This is a genomic window from Planococcus dechangensis (genome assembly GCF_042654465.1).
GTDB lineage: Bacteria > Bacillota > Bacilli > Bacillales_A > Planococcaceae > Planococcus > Planococcus dechangensis.
In genome coordinates this window covers 737,139-756,662 of sequence record NZ_JBHSGL010000005.1, presented here as the reverse complement: position 1 = coordinate 756,662, position 19,524 = coordinate 737,139, and the positions used below count along the sequence as shown (strand labels likewise).

General features: G+C 46.5%; 21 protein-coding genes. 12 read left to right on the top strand and 9 right to left on the bottom strand.

The features are described from left to right. Positions 1-16 precede the first annotated feature (16 nt). The 6 genes from fadH (at position 17) to ACFO5U_RS07005 (ending at position 5,638) form a co-directional block, all read left to right on the top strand. Entirely contained in the window at positions 17-784 is a 768-nt protein-coding gene (gene fadH, locus ACFO5U_RS07030) for a 2,4-dienoyl-CoA reductase (protein ID WP_377277890.1), read from the top strand. A 100-nt stretch (positions 785-884) separates the two neighbouring features. Then, a complete protein-coding gene (cbpB, locus tag ACFO5U_RS07025) occupies positions 885-1,328 on the top strand; it encodes a cyclic-di-AMP-binding protein CbpB (protein WP_377277888.1) in 444 nt (147 codons plus the stop codon). A gap of 63 nt (positions 1,329-1,391) precedes the next feature. Beyond that, positions 1,392-2,870, top strand: a complete 1,479-nt coding sequence (locus ACFO5U_RS07020) for an MDR family MFS transporter (RefSeq protein WP_377277887.1) — start codon at positions 1,392-1,394, stop codon at positions 2,868-2,870. Continuing rightward, positions 2,860-3,735 carry a LysR family transcriptional regulator gene (locus tag ACFO5U_RS07015; protein ID WP_377277885.1) on the top strand — a complete coding sequence of 292 codons (876 nt, stop codon included), beginning with the start codon at positions 2,860-2,862 and terminating at the stop codon, positions 3,733-3,735. Before ACFO5U_RS07020 ends, ACFO5U_RS07015 begins: the two co-directional genes overlap by 11 nt. A gap of 66 nt (positions 3,736-3,801) precedes the next feature. Continuing rightward, positions 3,802-4,515 carry a 2,3,4,5-tetrahydropyridine-2,6-dicarboxylate N-acetyltransferase gene (dapD, locus tag ACFO5U_RS07010; RefSeq protein WP_377277884.1) on the top strand — a complete coding sequence of 238 codons (714 nt, stop codon included), beginning with the start codon at positions 3,802-3,804 and terminating at the stop codon, positions 4,513-4,515. Between the two features lie 4 nt (positions 4,516-4,519). Continuing rightward, on the top strand, positions 4,520-5,638 hold the full coding sequence (locus ACFO5U_RS07005; RefSeq protein WP_377277882.1) for an N-acetyldiaminopimelate deacetylase: 1,119 nt from the start codon (positions 4,520-4,522) through the stop codon (positions 5,636-5,638). Positions 5,639-5,691: 53 nt separating this feature from the next. Here ACFO5U_RS07005 and ACFO5U_RS07000 read toward each other — a convergent pair whose 3' ends face one another. The 6 genes from ACFO5U_RS07000 to ACFO5U_RS06975 form a co-directional block, all read right to left on the bottom strand. Continuing rightward, complete coding sequence (locus ACFO5U_RS07000; protein WP_377277880.1) at positions 5,692-6,882, bottom strand: MFS transporter; 1,191 nt, start codon at positions 6,880-6,882, stop codon at positions 5,692-5,694. A gap of 107 nt (positions 6,883-6,989) precedes the next feature. Continuing rightward, on the bottom strand, positions 6,990-8,066 hold the full coding sequence (locus tag ACFO5U_RS06995) for an ABC transporter substrate-binding protein (RefSeq protein ID WP_377277879.1): 1,077 nt from the start codon (positions 8,064-8,066) through the stop codon (positions 6,990-6,992). After that, positions 8,063-8,869 (bottom strand): ABC transporter permease, encoded by an 807-nt coding sequence (locus ACFO5U_RS06990; protein WP_377277877.1) that lies wholly within the window; start codon positions 8,867-8,869, stop codon positions 8,063-8,065. The genes ACFO5U_RS06995 and ACFO5U_RS06990 overlap by 4 nt, the downstream gene beginning before the upstream one ends. Beyond that, positions 8,853-9,677, bottom strand: a complete 825-nt coding sequence (locus ACFO5U_RS06985) for an ABC transporter permease (protein WP_377277875.1) — start codon at positions 9,675-9,677, stop codon at positions 8,853-8,855. Before ACFO5U_RS06985 ends, ACFO5U_RS06990 begins: the two co-directional genes overlap by 17 nt. Then, on the bottom strand, positions 9,670-10,773 hold the full coding sequence (locus ACFO5U_RS06980; protein WP_377277873.1) for an ABC transporter ATP-binding protein: 1,104 nt from the start codon (positions 10,771-10,773) through the stop codon (positions 9,670-9,672). The genes ACFO5U_RS06985 and ACFO5U_RS06980 overlap by 8 nt, the downstream gene beginning before the upstream one ends. 15 nt (positions 10,774-10,788) lie before the next feature. Beyond that, the gene (locus ACFO5U_RS06975) at positions 10,789-11,328 is read right to left on the bottom strand and encodes a helix-turn-helix domain-containing protein (protein ID WP_377277871.1); all 540 of its coding nucleotides are present in this window, start codon (positions 11,326-11,328) and stop codon (positions 10,789-10,791) included. A gap of 319 nt (positions 11,329-11,647) precedes the next feature. On the opposite strand from ACFO5U_RS06975, the gene ACFO5U_RS06970 reads away from it, so the two are divergent. Both ACFO5U_RS06970 and ACFO5U_RS06965 read left to right on the top strand, forming a co-directional pair. Continuing rightward, on the top strand, positions 11,648-11,944 hold the full coding sequence (locus tag ACFO5U_RS06970; protein ID WP_377277869.1) for a hypothetical protein: 297 nt from the start codon (positions 11,648-11,650) through the stop codon (positions 11,942-11,944). A 68-nt stretch (positions 11,945-12,012) separates the two neighbouring features. Further along, a complete protein-coding gene (locus ACFO5U_RS06965; RefSeq protein ID WP_377277868.1) occupies positions 12,013-12,672 on the top strand; it encodes a potassium channel family protein in 660 nt (219 codons plus the stop codon). Positions 12,673-12,741: 69 nt separating this feature from the next. Here ACFO5U_RS06965 and rnjA read toward each other — a convergent pair whose 3' ends face one another. Together rnjA and ACFO5U_RS06955 are read right to left on the bottom strand one after the other, a co-directional pair. Continuing rightward, positions 12,742-14,409 (bottom strand): ribonuclease J1, encoded by a 1,668-nt coding sequence (gene rnjA, locus ACFO5U_RS06960; protein ID WP_377277866.1) that lies wholly within the window; start codon positions 14,407-14,409, stop codon positions 12,742-12,744. Further along, a complete protein-coding gene (locus ACFO5U_RS06955; RefSeq protein WP_377277864.1) occupies positions 14,406-14,624 on the bottom strand; it encodes a DNA-dependent RNA polymerase subunit epsilon in 219 nt (72 codons plus the stop codon). The genes rnjA and ACFO5U_RS06955 overlap by 4 nt, the downstream gene beginning before the upstream one ends. A gap of 276 nt (positions 14,625-14,900) precedes the next feature. Between ACFO5U_RS06955 and ACFO5U_RS06950 the strand changes: the two genes are divergently transcribed. Further along, positions 14,901-15,674 carry a Cof-type HAD-IIB family hydrolase gene (locus ACFO5U_RS06950; protein WP_377277862.1) on the top strand — a complete coding sequence of 258 codons (774 nt, stop codon included), beginning with the start codon at positions 14,901-14,903 and terminating at the stop codon, positions 15,672-15,674. A gap of 77 nt (positions 15,675-15,751) precedes the next feature. Here ACFO5U_RS06950 and def read toward each other — a convergent pair whose 3' ends face one another. Continuing rightward, complete coding sequence (gene def / locus ACFO5U_RS06945) at positions 15,752-16,318, bottom strand: peptide deformylase (RefSeq protein WP_377277860.1); 567 nt, start codon at positions 16,316-16,318, stop codon at positions 15,752-15,754. Positions 16,319-16,464: 146 nt separating this feature from the next. Here def and ACFO5U_RS06940 point away from each other — a divergent pair, with 146 nt between their 5' ends. The 3 genes from ACFO5U_RS06940 (at position 16,465) to ACFO5U_RS06930 (ending at position 19,457) form a co-directional block, all read left to right on the top strand. Continuing rightward, positions 16,465-17,109, top strand: coding sequence for a YkyA family protein (locus tag ACFO5U_RS06940; RefSeq protein ID WP_377277858.1), 645 nt, complete (start codon positions 16,465-16,467; stop codon positions 17,107-17,109). A 254-nt stretch (positions 17,110-17,363) separates the two neighbouring features. Beyond that, complete coding sequence (gene pdhA / locus ACFO5U_RS06935; RefSeq protein ID WP_377277857.1) at positions 17,364-18,476, top strand: pyruvate dehydrogenase (acetyl-transferring) E1 component subunit alpha; 1,113 nt, start codon at positions 17,364-17,366, stop codon at positions 18,474-18,476. A 3-nt stretch (positions 18,477-18,479) separates the two neighbouring features. Then, complete coding sequence (locus ACFO5U_RS06930) at positions 18,480-19,457, top strand: alpha-ketoacid dehydrogenase subunit beta (protein ID WP_377277855.1); 978 nt, start codon at positions 18,480-18,482, stop codon at positions 19,455-19,457. Positions 19,458-19,524 lie beyond the last annotated feature (67 nt).

Genomic DNA, 19,524 nt, shown 5'->3' with positions numbered 1-19,524 from the left:
ACAAGGGGATGTTGGAATGTTGAACGAACAAACAATTATTGTTACAGGGGGATCCAGTGGGATGGGGTTTCATATGGCACAGAAATTTGCGCAGGAAGGCGCAAATGTCGTCATTACCGGACGGGATATGGAGAAACTCAACGAAGCTTTGACGAAATTATCCGGCTTGCGCGGTAAGGTGGAAGTGTTCCAAATGGATGTCCGCGAGCCGGAACATGCCAAAGCGATGGTGAATTTCGCACATGAAAAATTCGGCAGGATCGACGGCCTTGTCAACAATGCGGCAGGCAACTTCATTGTCCATGCAGAAAAGTTGTCACCGAACGGTTGGCGCTCTGTTATCGACATCGTATTGAATGGCACGTTTTTCTGCTCGCACGCTGTCGGGAACTACTGGATTGAAAATGGCACAAAAGGGAATATACTTAATATGCTAGCTACGTATGCTTGGAATGCGGGAGCAGGTGTTGCACACTCCGCTGCTGCCAAAGCCGGTGTCATGTCGTTGACACGGACATTGGCTGTAGAGTGGGGAACGCAATACGGGATCCGCGTCAATGGGATTGCCCCAGGCCCTATTGAACGGACAGGCGGTGCAGATAAACTTTTCGAGTCTGAGGAAGCGAAAGACAGAACATTGAAATCTGTGCCGTTAGGGCGGCTCGGGAAACCTGAGGAAATAGCCGAGCTTGCAGCGTTTATCATGTCTGATAAAGCATCGTATATGAATGGGGAAATTGTGACTTTAGACGGCGGCCAGTGGTTGAACAAATTTCCTTTTTAAGCCAAATCACCCAATTAAATAGTTTCGGGATTCGTGTTATGTTATGATGTAATCGAAGTGTTTTGGCATCAGACGATTCGATGCAAAAGGAGTAGAGCACATGATTTCATTACCGAGCAAAGATTTTTTAGAAACCCCGATTGAAGAATTTGTCATCTCGTCCGAAAAGGTAGCACATGTTCAAATCGGCAATAGCGCCGAGCATGCTTTATTAGTTTTGACGAAGACCGGCTATTCAGCCATCCCGGTTTTGGATGCAAAGTACCGGTTTCACGGCTTGATCAATGCCCAGCGCATCACTGATGCCATTCTAGGAATGGATCACATAGAATACGAAAAACTTGGGGATATCCGAGTCGAAGAAATTATGCAAACCGACCTGCCGCGCATCCACTTGCATGAACGGTTCCAAAAAGCATTGGATTTGGTGATCGATCAGAACTTCCTTTGTGTAGTCGATGACGACGGAATGTTCATGGGAATATTAACGAGACGCATCGTTTTGAAGCAATTGAAAAAACAGCTTTATCAATTTAAGCGGTAACCATCAAAAAAAAGGCCTCATCCATTGGGGCTTTTTTTTCTGTCTGCTGAAAGAAGGGATTTCATGGAACAAGCTAAACGCCCTTTGATATTGATCGCCGTCATGCTCGCAATGTTCGTCGCTGCGGTTGAGGCGACGATTGTCTCGACTGCTATGCCAAGCATTGCTGCAGACCTCGGTGGATTTTCAAAATACAGCTGGGTCTTTTCAGCCTATTTGCTGATGAGTACCGTCACCGTTTTGTTATACGGAAAACTTGCCGATATACTGGGCAGAAAGCCGGTTTTCGCATTCGGCATGCTATTGTTTCTGATAGGATCATGGCTTTGTGGCCTGGCTGATTCGATGGATCAATTGATTGCGTTCCGCTTTATCCAGGGAGCAGGTGCGGGGGCGATCATGCCGATCGCCTCAACGATCGTCGGTGATATCTACTCAGCAGAAGAGCGCGCGAAAATCCAAGGCTATTTATCAAGTGTGTGGGGTATTTCCGCTGTGGCCGGGCCGGCAATCGGCGGCGTCCTCGTCGCCACTATCGGCTGGCAATATGTATTTTGGGTTAATTTGCCGCTTGGAGTTTTATCGCTACTGGGCATCATGATTTATTTAAAAGAACCGGCAAGAAATAAACGCACAAAAATCGATTACAAAGGCGCTGTATTGCTGACGGTTGCATTGAGTACGATTTTATACTTGCTCATCGAGGGCGGCGTATCATTTGACTGGATGTCAGTGCCTTCTTTGCTGCTAGCGACGCTCGGCGCATTGTTTATGTACGGCTTCATCAAAGCGGAGCGCGTATCAAACGATCCGATGATGCCTTTTGAAATTTGGCGCAATCGGGCCATCTTGTATGCCAATTTGGTTTCCTTGGCTACAGGTATTATATTGATCGGCATTTCGAGCTATTTGCCGGCCTATGTTACCGGTGTCATGGAACAGCCTGCCGCAATCGCTGGCTTCACGCTAACGGCGATGTCAATCGGCTGGCCAATTGCTTCCGTACTGTCCGGAAGGCTCTTGATCAGCATCGGCTATTTTAGGACTTCACTTTTGGGGGCTTTATTTTTAATTGTCGGAACGACACTTTTTGTTTTGATGCGCCCTGAGTTCGGCCCGTTATGGGCTGGGATGTCGAGCTTTTTGATCGGTGCCGGAATGGGATTGACGAGCACTGCGTTCATTGTGTCGATCCAATCGGCCGTGTCGTATGATAAGCGTGGCGCTGCTACGGCTTCCAATATGTTTATGCGCAATCTCGGCAGTACCATAGGCGTTGCGCTATTGGGCAGCATTTTAAACAGCTCCTTATTGAAATATTTCAATGAAAACGATAGCAACCTGACTTTGGAATCGGTCAATGCGATTTTAAGTGCAGGCAGCAGGAGCGGCTTGCCTGATGAAGAACGGATGATGTTACAAGAGGCATTGGAGTTAGGCTTGCGAAATGTCTACAGCCTGACATTTCTCTGTGCACTGCTGAGTTTTATGCTCATATTCGGTTTGCGTGGATTAAAAGGAGTGAAACCCGATGTCAAATGAAGAAATGGTCATCAAAATATTGGCCGAAGAAGGAAATATGCGCAAAGCGTCAGAACGGCTGTTTTTGTCACAGCCCGCATTGTCGCAGCGGCTGCAATCGATCGAAAAAGAGTGGGGACAGCAATTGTTCGTCCGGTCGCAAAAAGGATTGACGCCGACGCCAGCGGGGGAGCTGGTCATCCAATATGCCAATGAAGCGGTGCAGCGAAAAGAGGAAGTTTTCGAGCAGCTCCACACATTGAGTGAAAAGGTCCATGGTACCTTGAAAATTGCCTGTGCATCAATCATTGGCCAAAACTGGCTGCCGAAAGTACTGAAAGATTTTGTTACGCTGTATCCGGAAGCCAAAGTACAATTGATCACCGGTTGGAGTTCGGAAATCGTCCGCTCGCTCTATGACGGAGAGGCACATATCGGCATCGTGCGCGGGCAAACCGATTGGAAAGGTACGAAAATCCACTTGTTTAAAGACACCTTGTATTTAGTCGATAAAGAAATTCAGTCACTCGATGAAGTGATGGAAACAGAGCGGCCATTTATCCAGTTCAAGAGCGATTCGACCTATTACGAAGAAATTCAACAATGGTGGCAAAAGCACTTTGCTTACAGCCCCAAGCGCCAAATAACCGTAGACCAGATTGAAACGTGCAAACAGATGGCGGTCAACGGCATCGGTTACGCGATATTGCCTGCCATTACGCTGACGGGGACAGAAGACGTCCATACAATGCCTTTGACGACCAGCGAGCATGAGTTGGAGCTGACGCGGGATACGTGGTTGATCGGTTACGAATCGTCATTTCAGCTGCGGCAAGTGGAAGCCTTTGTCGATATAGTCAAAAAACATGCCACTCTGTTAAGCTAAAGGATGAATTATTATACAAAATCAGATATAATAACACCATTACATAATAGAAAGAGGTTTTGATCAATGGAACAGATGGATGCAAATCAAATTATTTCGTACATACAGAATGCGAAGAAATCGACGCCGGTAAAAGTTTATGTTAAAGGAGAAGGCATAGCAGCGCTGAACTTTGGCGAAGGTTCGAAAGTATTTGGCGAAGGCAACCACGCAACTGTTTTTGGCGAATGGTCGGAAGTGGAAAAAGCACTCGAGCAGCATGCATCAGTCATCGAAGATTCAGTAGTGGAAAACGACCGCAGAAATTCCGCGATTCCGATGCTTGATTTGAAGAACATCAACAGCCGCATCGAACCAGGTGCATTTATCCGAGAAAATGTAGAAATCGGCAATAACTGCATCATCATGATGGGTGCGGTCATTAACATCGGTTCTGTTATCGGCGATGGCACAATGATCGATATGGGCGTCATTATGGGTGGTCGTGCGACAGTAGGGAAAAATTGCCACATCGGAGCTGGCGCAGTACTCGCTGGCGTTATCGAACCGGCATCTGCTACACCAGTAATCGTTGAAGATGATGTCATGATCGGTGCCAACGCCGTTGTGTTGGAAGGCGTACGCATCGGCAAAGGATCTGTAGTCGCGGCTGGAGCGGTCGTCATTGAAGACGTGCCGGAAAATGCCGTTGTCGGCGGGACACCTGCGCGTGTATTGAAATTGATGGATGACAAAACCCGTTCGAAAACCGAAATCAAACAAGAGCTTCGCCAGCTGTAAGAAGATGATGGACCTTATTCAAGTCAGAAGAGAGCTTCATCAAATTCCAGAGCTTGGCTTTCAGGAAGTGAAAACACAGCGCTTTTTGAAAAACATCATTTCTGATATGGCAAACGATCGTGTCGAAGTGGCAGAGTGGCGCACCGGCTTGATCGTTAAAGTCAGCGGCATAAAGCCAAAACGGACGTTCGGCTGGCGTACCGACATCGACGGGCTGCCGATCCAAGAAGCGACCGGCTTGCCGTTTGCCTCGCAGCATGAAGGATTGATGCATGCGTGCGGACATGATATCCATATGGCGATTGCAATCGGTTTGCTCGAACGGCTCATCAAAGAGCCGATCGGGGACGATGTGGTAATCTTGTTCCAGCCGGCAGAAGAAGGCCCAGGCGGCGCAGAGCCGCTATTAGCTTGGCTGGATCAGCAACGTCCCGACCTTTTGCCGGACCAAATTTTTGCGCTTCACATCGCACCTGAATTGGCGCTGGGAACGGTTGCCACCAAGCCGGGCTTGTTGTTTGCAAACACTTCTGAGCTGTTTATCGACTTGCACGGCAAAGGCGGGCATGCTGCTTTTCCTCATCATACGCGCGACATGGCGGTGGCAGCTGCGGCATTGCTGATGCAATTGCAGACAATTGTCAGCCGCAATGTCGATCCCATGGACTCAGCGGTGCTGACGGTTGGAAAACTGACAGCGGGCACAGTACAAAACATCATTGCGGAAAACGCCCGTCTCGAAGGCACCATCCGGACCTTGACACCCGATTCGATGATGCGCGTAAAAAAGCGTATTGAGGCATTGTGCCGTTCAATCGAAGAAGGGCATGAATGCAGCGTAACGATCGATTACGGAGCAAGCTACCGCCAAGTCGACAACGACCCGGAGCTTGCGGAATCCTTTTTGGCTTTTGCATCCCAGTCTCAGGAAATCACCGCAATCCGCGCTGAAGCCGCGATGACCGGTGAGGATTTCGGCTACTTTACTGAACGCTTGCCTGGGCTGATGTTTTGGGCCGGCGTCGGTTCTGAGTTTGGGTTGCACCATGCAAAGCTCGTACCCGATGAAAAGGTTTTGGAGCTCATGCCTGATTTTCTCTATAATTATTTCAACTCATTATAAAAAAGAAGCTGGCCGCAACTGCGGCCAGCTTCTTTTTATGTGGCAACTCATGCTCAGCTGCGGCTTTCCTGTAGCAGCACTTTCTTTTTCAACGACCAGCTCGAAGCAATGAAGAAGCAAACGAGCAGGATGAGTGTACCCGCGATATACGGAAAACTCATATCGATATCAAACAGCACGCCGGCAAGTGCCGGCCCGATCATATTGCCAAGGCTCATATAAGCGTTGTTCATACCGGCTGCGTATCCTTGGGAATCTCCAGCCAGTTTGGAAATCAGCGTGTTGATGGCGGGACGCAGCAATGAGGCTGCGGTAAAAAAGATGGCCGAGACGAACAGGATGGTCCAAAACGTGTTGACAAACAAGATGCCGATCATGGCAGCTGCTGAGACGAGCAAATTGACGAGAATGACGCGCATCTCGCCGAAGCGCTTGAACAAGCTGTCGATAACGAATGTTTGCACAACAACGCCGACAAAGCCGCCAACGGTAATGACGACCGAAATTTTTTTCGGTGTAAACTGGAATTGTTTATCGACATATAAGGCGATCGTCGACTGGAAATTCGAAAGTCCGAAAGCAAAGATGAACATAACGATGAGCATCACAAAATAAGGGGTATAGACGGATCGCTTCATTTGCTGGTATAAGTTCTCACGTTTGTAATCTACCGCTTGGACGGTCGGTTTGACATTCGGCAAGGCAAAATACGACAGCAATGCTGCCAATAAAGCGACTGCAGTTGCGACATAGAATGGAAACTGCAAGCTGACTTCCGAAAGAAAGCCCCCAATGCCCGGCCCGATCATAAATCCGAGCGACATCGACGCACCGAGATAGCCCATCCCTTTGCCGCGTTCTTCATAAGTCGTAATATCCGCAACGAATGCCATCATCGGCGGGATCAGGAATGCTCCACCGACACCGCTGAAAAAGCGGGCAAGGTAAAGAATCCATAGTTCGCTGGCCATGCCGAACAGCAGTTGCGACAAGCCGAAAACGACAAGCCCGAAGATAATTAGGTTTTTTCGTCCGTATTTGTCGGACAGCTCACCGGACAGTGGAGAGAACAAGAACTGAGCAAATGCGAAAGTGGCAATCAATGTACCGAGCGCCTGTCCTGCGACGCCGAATGTGTCCAAATAGGCAGGCATGATTGGAATGATCAGGCCAATGCCGCTCATGGCGATGAACATATTGAACATGAGAATGTATAAGGCAAATTTAGTTGATTTTACGGCCATAAGCCAGACCTTCTCTCATTATTGTTTCGTGTGACTAAATTTTAGCATAAAGAACTTAATTACTATACCTTATTTAAATAGAAAAAAACAGGCAGAAGCTCTGCCTGTCATTTTTCCATATCCATTTTGAATTCCAAAAACAACTCATTGTAGACGCCGAGCATTTCGAGCCCTAGATTTTCATACACTTCCAGGCGATCGCGCATTTCTTCGGTTGGATAAAAACGCTCATCTTCCGTCACTTCCGGGTCCATCAGAGCAAGTCCCGCTTTGTTCGGGGACGAATAGCCGACATAATCCGCATTTTGTGCAGCAACTTCCGCATCGAGCATGAAATTGATGAACTCATGGGCACCGTCTACGTTATCGGCAGTAGAAGGGATGATCATATTATCGAACCATAGATTGGATCCTTCCTCAGGCACTGCGTAATCAATGTCTTCATTGATCCACATCATGTCTGCTGCCTGGCCGGACCATGTAACGGCGACAGCCGCTTCTTCGCGGCGCATCATCTCGACGATTTCATCACCGATGATCGCTTTGACATTCGGGCCCAGTGTTTTCAACTTATCGGTCGCTTCACGCAACTCTGCCATGTCAGTGGAATTCAGCGAATAGCCAAGGCTGTTCAATCCGAGACCGATCACTTCACGGGCACTATCGACTAGAATCACTTCCTGATTCAGTGTTGGATCCCACAGATCATCCCAGCTTTCGAATGTCTGTCCTTCAAGAAGGGTCGGGTTATAAGCGATGCCGACGGTTCCCCAGAAATAGGGAATTGAAAATTCATTCCCTTCATCAAATGGCAGATCCAGAAAATAGGGATCGATGTTTTCGAGATTCGGGATTTTGCTATGGTCAATCGGCACCAGTAAATCCGATTCCTTCATTTTTTCGATGGCATATTCAGATGGCATCGCCACATCATAAGAAGTCCCGCCTTGTTGGATCTTCGTCATCATCGCTTCATTGGAAGCAAAGGTTTCGTAGACGATTTGGATGCCGGTTTCTTCTTCGAATTGGGCAATCAAATCCGGATCGATATATTCACCCCAATTGTAGACGGAGATAGACCCGCTGCCGGTCGTGGCGGAGCTTGATTCGAGTAGATGGACGGCATAAAAGAGGATGGCAGAAATCACCACAATGACTGCACTCGCTTTGATTATGTCTTTCATGGTCGCGTTCCTCCTATCCCGGCATTCGTCGCTGACCGTTGATTAAAGAAATAATAGCCGAGCACCAGACCGAGCGTGACAAGGAAAATCAATGCAGAAAGGGCGTTGATCGTCAGCGTGATTCCTGCTCGCGCCATTGAATAGATCTCAACGGATAAAGTGGCAAAGCCATTTCCTGTAACGAAAAACGTCACCGCAAAATCGTCGAGCGAATACGTCAGCGCCAGGAAGAACCCTGCAAAAATACCCGGCTTGATGTAAGGGATGATGACACGTGTCAAAATGTCCCGTTGCGACGCACCGAGGTCGGTTGCGGCATCGATCAACGATGAGCTCATTTCCTGCAGTTTCGGCAAAACCATGATGACGACAATCGGTATGCTGAATGCGATATGAGATACGAGGACAGAGGCAAAACCAAGCTTGACACCGATCATCGTAAAGAGAATTAAGAATGATGCACCGATAATGACGTCAGGGCTGACGATCAATACCGTATTCAAAGATAAAACGGCGTTGCGTATTTTCCGATTACGCAGGAATATGATACCGATTGCCCCGAGCACGCCGATGGTGGTCGAAATGAGTGCCGACAATAAGGCGACGATGACTGTATTCAAGACAATGATGAGCAAGCGGCTATCGTTGAATACAGCTGCATAATGCTCCAACGTGAAATCTTCAAAACCGGACATCGTGCCGCCGCTATTGAATGAATAAAAAATCAAGTAGAAGATGGGGGCATAGAGAATAAAAAAGACGGATGCCAAATAAATTCTAGCCGGCTTACTTAGTTTTCCCATTCAATGCGCCCCCTCTCTCTTTCTGGCCAGTCAGCAGCATAATGATGATCATGAAGAGGATCAAAAAGACTGCGATGGTCGATCCCATGCCCCAATTCTGGGTCACAAGAAATTGCTGTTCAATGGCAGTACCGAGTGTGATGACTTTGTTTCCTGCTATGAGGCGGGTAATGACAAACAGCGACAATGCGGGAATAAAGACGACTTGCACACCGGATTTGACCCCATTGACCGCCAGCGGGAAAATGACGCGGCGGAATGTGGTCCACTGCGAAGCGCCTAAGTCACGGGAAGCATCGATCAACGCTGGATTGATCTTGTCGAGCGCATTGAATATTGGCAGTACCATAAACGGAATGAAAATATAAACCGAAACAAAGACAAAGCTGAAATCCGTAAAGAGGATTTGCAGCGGACTGGCACCGAAAAACTGGATCAATTGATTGGCCGGGCCGTACAAGCCGAAAATACCGATGAATGCATATGCTTTTAGGAGCAAGTTGATCCAAGAAGGGATGATGATCAATAGCAGCCATAATTCCTTATGCTTTGTTTTCGTCAGCCAATAGGCAGTCGGATAGGCGATAAACAAGGTAATGAGCGTAATCAGAAACGCATACCAAAATGAACTAAGCGTCATGCGGAAATAAGTTGACGAAAAGAAATTCGCGTAATTGTCCAATGTGAAATTACCGGACAAGTCCTGAAACGAAAAATAAACGACAAGTGCTATTGGCGCGATGACAAACAGCACAATCCATAAATAATAGGGGACCAGATACCAGGGGCGCTGTTGTTTATTAGCCATTTGGCTGCGCTCCGTATGATTCAAGGCGCGCATCGAATGCTTCCTCAGATTCATTCAAACGCATGACATGGATGGCCTCTGGGTCAAAATCAAGACCGATTTGTGAGCCGACCTCTACGCGCTTCGTTGAATGGACGAGCCATTCGTTGCCGGTTTCGTCGTAAGTGGAAATCTCAAAATGTACACCGCGAAACAATTGGCTATCGACATGAACGGCCATTTTGCCGTTCTCAGGTTTGGTGATTTCGAGATCTTCCGGACGGATTACGATTTCCACTTGTTCGTTAGGCGATAAGCCTTGGTCGACGCATTCAAATTCTTTATTGGCGAACTTGACGCGATAATCGGCCACCATGGTGCCTTCGACAATATTGGATTCCCCGATAAAGTCCGCAACAAAACGGTTGATCGGTTCATCATAAATATCCATCGGCGTGCCGGTTTGCTGAATTTCACCGGCATTCATGACCATGATCTCATCAGACATCGCCAGTGCTTCTTCCTGGTCATGGGTGACAAAAACAAAGGTTTTGCCGAGGCGCTGCTGCATTTCGCGAAGTTCGTATTGCATTTCTGTGCGCAATTTCAGATCGAGCGCCGACAGTGGTTCATCCAGCAAAATCACTTCCGGGTCATTGACGATGGCACGAGCAATCGCTACACGTTGTCGCTGCCCGCCGGACATTTCGTGGACCTCCCTGTTTTCGTAACCACTCAAATTGACAAATGCCAGCGCTTCTTTGACCCGGCGTTCGACTTCTGCCTTCTTGATTTTTTTGATGCGCAAACCAAATGCAACATTCTCGAAAACATTCAAATGAGGGAACAATGCATAATCTTGAAACACCGTATTCACTTGACGTTCGTTCGCCGGCAAGCTGTTCACTTTTTTTCCTTTAATGTAAATATCGCCGCTCGTCGGCTGGTTAAAGCCGGCAATCAAGCGTAAAATCGTTGTTTTGCCGCAGCCGGAAGGGCCGAGCAACGTATAGAATTTGCCCTTTTCCATTTCAAAGCTAATATTGTTCAATACATTGCCCACGCCTTCAAAAGTCTGGACTACGTTTTCAAAGCGGATGATCGTTTGATCAGTCATATTATTCCTCCTGGATTATAAATAAGATTTTGTCGCTACGATAATCATTTCCGCCCGTTCGGCAGAAGGATTCAATAAGGTATGTTCATGATCGGCACTATAATAGATGGAATCGCCGGCATCAGCAATATAAGAGCGGCTGCCGATATCAAGCTGAACCCGGCCTTTTAGCACATACACAAAAGTTTCGCTGGTCGACGGTTCGAAGGTTTTAAATGTTCCGGTTTCGCTAAGTGTCAAATAAACCGGCTCCATTTCTTTTTTATTCGATGTGGGGACGAGCCAATCGATTTCGTAGCCAGCTTCCCTGTCAATATGCACCGTATGGTCTTCTTCTTTGAAAACAAGTTTAGCTTCTTCTGTATCTGTAAAAAATTCCTTCGGTGTGGTGCCGAGCACTTCTAGAAGAGAGAACAGTGTTTCAATGGAAGGGGAATTCATATCTCTTTCCAATTGTGAAATAAACCCTTTGCTCAAATCAGTACGAGATCCGAGTTCTTCCTGGGTCAATTCATTTTTCAAGCGCAGCGTTTTGATTTTCTTGCCGATTTTCATGCAGTCTCCTCGATTCTCGTAGAATAAGCTAAAGCGATAAAAGGTTAGTTTATCATCCATTGAGTCCACTAGTGTTTAGTAAAAATACACTTAAAGTTTAGTTAAAGTATTTATTCATTATACAAAACATGGAATAGAATTCAAGTGAAAAAAATTTGTGAAAAATAATCCGAATCTATTGCAATCGGCTATAGCTATAACTATTATAGAGAAAGTGCGTAAGTCATTAAGTCTCTAAAGACTGACATAGAAGTTTCGGTTGTGCAGTTTCAGCAATGCAGGGTATGCAATAGCCCAACCACCAACGGGAGTGATCAACATGAACGAAAAGATGAATTTTTTCCTTGACCCAAAAAATCGAGTGGCCCAAAAACCATCAATCATGAATTATAAACAAGATGAAAAAGGGCTTTATTTAGTAGCGAATAAGAAGTTTATCAATTGGATGGATGTCCACACTTTTTGCCATTCGTGCATGGACCCGCTGACTTTCGACAATGAATTCGATGCGAGCTATTGTGCAAGCTGTAATGAGTGGCGTGAAGAACGCTGCAGCGATATCAGTTGTGAATATTGTGAAAATCGCCCTAAGCGGCCGCTCGACCCCCGCAAATAAGCGGGGCTTTTTTTATGGGCGAAAGAAGGATATGATAAAAGAGAGAACAAACAGGATGGGGGATCACAATGAAGAAAGAGTTTGTAGTTATTGGCCTTGGGCGTTTTGGCGGAAGCATCGTGCGGGAATTGATCGAACAAGGTGCTGATGTCATGGCGATTGATAAAGACCATGAGCGCGTGGATGAATTTGCATCGATCGCCACACAAGCTGTGGTTGCCGATACAACAGACGAATCGGTGCTGAAATCCCTCGGGGTGCGGAATTTTGAGCATGTGATTGTAGCGATAGGTGAAAACATCCAAGCGAGCATTTTGACGACATTGATGCTTAAGGAAATCGGAGTGAAGAAGATTACAGTCAAAGCCCAAAATGATTACCATGCCAAAGTGCTGAACAAAATCGGAGCTGACAAAGTGGTGCACCCGGAGCGTGATATGGGCATCCGCATTGCACACAACATTTTGTCGAATAACGTATTGGACTATCTCGAATTATCGGATGAGCATTCAATCATGGAAATCAAAGCGAATGAAAAGCTGGCCGGTTATACATTGATTGAATTGGACATACGGGCCAAATATGGCATCAATATCGTCGCCATCAAAAGAGGGGATGACATCATCGTTTCGCCGCAGGCCGATATGGATATCGAACGGGAAGATATTTTGATTATTATTGGTTCCGATGCGGATATCAATCGTTTTGAGAAGAAAGTGATGAATTAACAAGAGCTGCCGGTTTGCCGGCAGCTTTTTTCTATGGATAAAAAAAAGAAGCCGCAATGGGCTTCTTTTTTATACTTCCATGATAACAGGCAAAATCATTGGGCGGCGTTTTGTTTTTTCGTACAAATATGGCCCGAGAACATCCGAAATATCGGTTTTCAGTTCTGCCCAGTCAGTATTTTTACTGTGGATCTTTTTGTTCAAGTGACGGTTCAGCATTTGCTGTGCCTCATAGATCATCGTGCCGGATTCTCGCATATAGACAAATCCGCGTGAAATGAGGTCAGGACCTGAAACCATGCGGCTTTTCTTTTTATCGATGCTGACGACGACAATGACCAGTCCTTCTTCAGACAAGACACGGCGATCACGCAAGACGATATTGCCGATGTCGCCGATACCGCTTCCGTCGATATAGACATCACCCGAAGGGATACGGCCAGCAACAGAGGCTTCGTTTTCTCCAAGCGCCAAGACATCGCCATTTTCCATGATGAAGGTATTCTCACGCGGAACGTCGCAATCGACTGCAAGTTCAGCGTGTTGAGCCTGCATCCGATATTCACCGTGGATCGGCATGAAGAATTTTGGTTTGATCAAGCGTAGCATCAGTTTATTTTCTTCTTGGGAACCATGTCCAGAGGTATGGATATCATTCATAGCCCCGTGGATAACGTCAGCTCCTGCACGGAACAATAAGTTAATCGTCCGGTTGACGCTGCTCGTATTGCCCGGAATCGGGGAAGACGAGAAGACGACCGTATCGTTCGGCTGAATCTGGATTTGTCGGTGGGTACCGTTAGCGATCCGAGACAGTGCGGCCATCGGTTCGCCTTGTGAGCCAGTACAAAGAATGACCACTTTGTCTGCCGGCATGCGGTTCAAAGTTTGTGTATCGATGAATGCATCTTCCGGAACGGTAATATAGCCGAGTTCACGGCCGATCGTCATTGCATTGTCCATGCTGCGGCCGAATACTGCAATCTTCCGGCCTTGTCGAACGGCTTCTTCTGTCACTTGCTGCAGACGATAGATGTTGGAAGCGAAGGTCGCAAAGATCAAGCGGCCTTCCACTTTGCGCATGATTTCCTTGATCGTTTCGCCGACTTTGCGTTCGGACATGGTAAAGTTAGGAATTTCAGCGTTGGTCGAGTCAGAAAGCAGGCATAAGACGCCTTCGCTGCCGATTTGAGCCATTTTCAATAAATTCGCGGGCTCGCCGACTGGTGTAAAGTCGAATTTGAAATCCCCTGTGTGGACGATGCTGCCAGGTGGTGTTTTAACGACCACTCCGAAAGAATCTGGAATGCTATGTGTGGTGCCAAAGAAACTTACCGAAGTCTTGCGGAATTTGATGACGTCTTCCTCAGCGATTTCGATCATTGTCGTTTGACGCAGCAAACCGTGCTCTTCAAGTTTTTTGCGCAATAAGCCAAGTGCCAACTTGCCGCCATAAACAGGCATATTCACTTGTTTAAGTAGATAAGGGATGCCGCCGATATGGTCTTCATGGCCGTGCGTGATGAATAGGCCTTTGATTTTATCGGCGTTTTTGACTAAATAAGTGTAGTCCGGGATGACATAGTCGATTCCGAGCAAATCGTCTTCCGGAAATTTGATGCCGGCATCAATCAGGATGATTTCATCCTGGAACTGGACACCATAAGTATTTTTGCCGATTTCGCCAAGTCCGCCGAGCGCGAAAACAGCAGTCTGATCATTTTTTACGAATTTCATTGGGCGTCAAGCGTCTCCACATGATAGTCTTGGGAAGCTTGCTCATATTCGAGGTGCTGGCCTTCTAAAAGTTGGACCAGCTCGACGTTGTAATTGCGATCCTTCAGGTGGTGACGGACTTCCCGCTCGGTGGAAGCTTCTACGTACAAGCTTTTCGTGTTTTCTCTTACTGGTACTTCAAAACGGTTTTCCTGGTAATAAACTTTAAAAATCATAGTTTGCTCTCCTTTTACACGCTCAATATAAATGCACTTTCTTTATATTATCATGTCATTGTTTTAAAATAAAGAATAGCCCTCCTATTTATATAAGAAGGGCCAAAACTTTATGCTATCTTCTTTTTGTTCATAATGCCGTTGAGCTGTCTGAGTAGTCTGCGTTTCAACCGTTTCAGCATGGCCCACCACTCCTTATGTATAGTATACTGTTTTTTCTGACAAATGCAAAGAGGGTGTTTGGAAAATCCACCCCAAAAGATTGGAGATTGAAGTATGTCGAAATTATTATTATTGGATATCGATGGCACTTTGCTCGATACGAACAAGCAATTGCCGGGAGCGACCAAACAAGCGTTGATCCGTGCACGAGCCAATGGCCATCAGCTGGCGATCGCGACAGGCCGTGCGCCTTTCATGATCGGCTCGCTATTGGAGGAATTGGCGATCGATACGTATATCACGTTTAATGGACAATATATTGCCTATGAAAACAAAGCGATACACAAACAAGCAATTGAACCGGACATATTGGAGCGTGTGATGGATTTTGCCGATCAGCGCGACCATCCGCTCGTGTTCTTGAATGAACACAAAATGGTATCTTCTATTGACTTTCATCCGGATATTGATGAAAGCATCAAAAGTTTGAAATTCCCACATCCTGAAATGGATAAAGAGTTTCACCGGAGCAATGATGTTTACCAGGCGCTGGTATTTTGCGAAGAGCACGAAGAACGGCAATACCACCAAGCGTTCCAAAATGTCGACTTCGTCCGCTGGCACCGCGTATCATGCGACATCCTGCCAAAAGGCGGCAGCAAAGCACTAGGAATCAAACACCTCATAAAATCTACAGGACATCGTTTAGAAGATACCATCGCGTTCGGTGATGGCTTGAATGATTTGCAAATGATGGAAGTAGCCGGCTATAGCGTGGCCATGGCAAATGGCCACGAAGAAACGAAAAAGCGCGCAGACCATATCACTAGCCATGTAGATGACGGCGGGCTGGCGAAAGCTTTCGATTTTCTCGGACTGAGCCGCTAAGAGCAACAGGAGACTATCCATATTCAATTCGGAATGCACTAAAAAACCTCGTTCAGCATTTGCTGAACGAGGTTTTGTTATTCGACGGTCACGCGGTCGATGGCGACGGCGTTTTCCACTTCGTGGAACGGATCTTTTGGATTGATATGATCGTAGAACATAATGCCATTCAAATGATCCAGTTCATGCTGAAAGGCGATAGCTGGTAGGCCTTTTAAGCGCATCTTGAATTCCTTGCCGTCCAGGTCAAAGCCTTTGACGGTGATGCGGGCATAGCGCGGAACATAACCAGGGACGGAACGATCAACGGATAGGCAACCCTCGCCGCTCGATAAATAAGCTTTTTCGACCGAATGGCTGACGATTTTCGGATTGACCGCCACCAAGCTCAAGTTTTCACCGGACTGTTCGTCGAAATGAAGAGCGAATATGCGTTTCGACACATTAATTTGAGGAGCAGCGATGCCGACGCCTGGGCGCAAGTCGTACTTTTCCATCAGTTCATCGTCTTGACTGTTCTTGACGTATTGCAAAAGTTCCTCACCGAGCTTGCGGTCATCTGCGGAAAGCGGAATCTGAAGCTCCTGTGCTTTTTGTCTGAGGGTGGGATGCCCTTCACGTATGATATCTTTCATTAAAATCACTTATGTTCATCCTTTCATGATGCCCTCTTGTAGTTTTATTGTAACGTATGAAAGTAAATTTGAAAAAAGAAAATGCCTTAGCTTTTATTGTATTTTGAAGATATTCATTCTATAGTTAAAACATGGAAATCAAGGGGGACTTTATTGTGAAGAAAATAGTTATAGCCACTGCTTTCACTGGGATTCTTTTACTGTCTGCGTGTTCGGGAACCTCAACAGAAGAGCAATTGAATGAAATTCTGGAGTCGACGTTTGATGAAGAGGCAGGGTACCGGGATGTTCAAAGCGAGTTGCAAAAGCGGGAACAAAATGAACAGCAATTGTTCGAGTCGATGATGGCTTTGACAAAAGAGCAACAGGCGGAAGTCGAGGAGCTTTCGCAAGAAGCGATAGTATCCGCGGATGAACGGTTGGAGTTACTCGAAACTGAGCGCGAATCGATGCAAAACGCTGCGGAAGAATTCCAAAGCATGGATCAGTTGATTGAAGAAGCGGACGAAGAAAGCTTGAAGGCGGATCTTGTGGCATTGAAAGAACAGATGGAAGCGCGCTTTGACAAACATAGCGACTTCACAGATGCTTATCAATCGCTTATAGAGCATCAGCGTGAACTCTATGCAATGATAGCCGAAGAAGACATGGACCTCGAAAGGCTTCAAAGCAAAACCGACGAAGTGAACGAGCAAAATGACCTTGTTCAAGAAGCGGTGACCGCGTTCAATGAACAGACCGAGCAGTTCAATGAACTGAAAAATGACACAGCCCGAAAAATCGAAGAGGAAAATAACTGAGCAGCCCATTCGGTTGCTTTTTTCTGTGCTATAAAAGAATAGTCTGAATTCAATGTATTATAATACAGTTCGAAAATTTTTATAGTACAGTTTGAATCATTTTTAAGAATCCGGAAAACGGGTATATACGTATAATGTATAGTTCTTCTATGATTGACCATGTAAATGTGGTGGCGTATACTGAGTAGGAATGTCTTGATTGTATCAATGAGCTAGTATAAAAATTTTAATACAGATAAAGGAGAGTTGCTTTTATGGCTGCGAAAAAGAATCAGCAATTCGATCCAGTAGAAACTTTGCATGCGATCGAAGAAAAGTTTGAAATGGTTCAAGTATTGAACGAAGAAGGCGAGATAGTAAACAAGGATTACGATCCGAACCTATCCGATGAGCAATTGGAAGAATTGATGAGACGCATGGTTTACACACGTATTTTGGATCAGCGATCGATTTCATTAAACCGCCAAGGGCGTCTTGGTTTTTACGCCCCGACTGCCGGACAGGAAGCTTCTCAATTAGCTTCGCATTTTGCATTGGAAAAAGAAGACTTCATCTTGCCTGGTTACCGTGACGTTCCACAATTGATCTGGCACGGATGGCCATTGCATCAAGCGTTCTTGTTCTCCCGTGGGCATTTCAAAGGGAACCAAATGGCTGAAGGTTTGAACATCTTGCCACCACAAATCATCATCGGCGCACAGTTTATTCAAGCAGCCGGTGTTGCGCTCGGTATGCAAAAACGCAAAAAAGAAGCAGTTGCAGTTACGTATACAGGCGACGGCGGATCTTCACAAGGTGATTTCTACGAAGGCATTAACTTTGCTGGAGCATTCCGTGCACCCGCGATCTTTATTGTACAGAACAACCAGTTCGCTATTTCAACACCGCGTGAATTGCAGACTTCAGCAAAAACGATTGCACAAAAAGCAGTTTCTGCAGGGATTCCGGGCGTTCTCGTTGACGGCATGGACCCGTTGGCCGTATTCGCAGTTACACGTGATGCACGCGAGCGTGCCGTAAAAGGCGAAGGCCCGACATTGATCGAAACGATGTGCTACCGCTACGGACCGCATACGATGGCAGGGGATGATCCAACACGCTACCGTACTTCCGACATCGACAGCGAATGGGAGAAAAAAGACCCGATCGTGCGGTTCCGCAAATACCTTGAAGCAAAAGGCTTGTGGAATGAAGAAAAAGAGAACGAAGTGATCGAAAAAGCAAAAGAAGAAATCAAAGCGGCCATCAAAGAAGCAGACGGCACGCCGAAGCAAAAAGTATCCGACCTTCTCGGAATTATGTACGAGGAAGTTCCATTCAATGTTCAGGAACAGCTCGATATCTATAAAGCAAAGGAGTCGAAGTAAGCCATGGCACAAATGACGATGATCCAAGCGATTACGGACGCTCTGAAAACAGAAATGCAAAACGATGAAAATGTTCTTGTTTTCGGTGAAGACGTAGGAAATAATGGCGGAGTATTCCGCGCAACTGAAGGTTTGCAGAAAGAATTCGGTGAAGACCGCGTATTCGATACGCCACTTGCTGAATCAGGAATCGGCGGTTTGGCGATCGGGCTTGCATTGCAAGGCTATCGCCCAGTTCCAGAAATCCAGTTTTTCGGCTTTGTTTTCGAAGTGATGGACTCTATCAGCGGACAAATGGCACGCATGCGTTACCGCAGCGGCGGGACTTTGACTTCTCCGGTGACAATCCGTTCTCCATTCGGCGGCGGCGTCCACACGCCGGAAATGCATGCTGATTCCCTTGAAGGGCTCATGACTTCACAGCCCGGCTTGAAAGTAGTTATTCCGTCAACACCATATGATGCGAAAGGATTGTTGATTTCTGCAATCCGCGACAACGACCCTGTCATCTTCTTGGAGCATATGAAACTATATCGTTCATTCCGCCAAGAGGTGCCGGAAGAAGAATATACAATTCCACTCGGCAAAGCTGATGTGAAGCGCGAAGGAACGGATCTTTCCATCATTACTTACGGCGCGATGGTGCAAGAAAGCATCAAGGCGGCAGAAGAGTTGGAAAAAGACGGCCATTCCGTTGAAGTCATCGATTTGCGTACGGTTCAACCACTTGATATTGAAGCGATCATTGCTTCTGTTGAAAAAACAAACCGCGCAATCGTTGTGCAGGAAGCACAAAAACAAGCAGGCATTGCAGCGAACGTCGTAGCTGAAATCAATGACCGCGCGATTCTGAGCTTAGAAGCGCCTGTACTCCGTGTAACAGCGCCGGACTCTGTCTTCCCATTCTCCCAAGCTGAGCAAGTTTGGCTTCCGAATGCAAAGGATATAGTAGAAACAGCGAACAAAGTGCTGAACTTCTAATTAACAATTAAGAGCAGAAATGTTCTTTACTTTGAGTACTAAAGTTTTAAACGCAATGAATCCAATC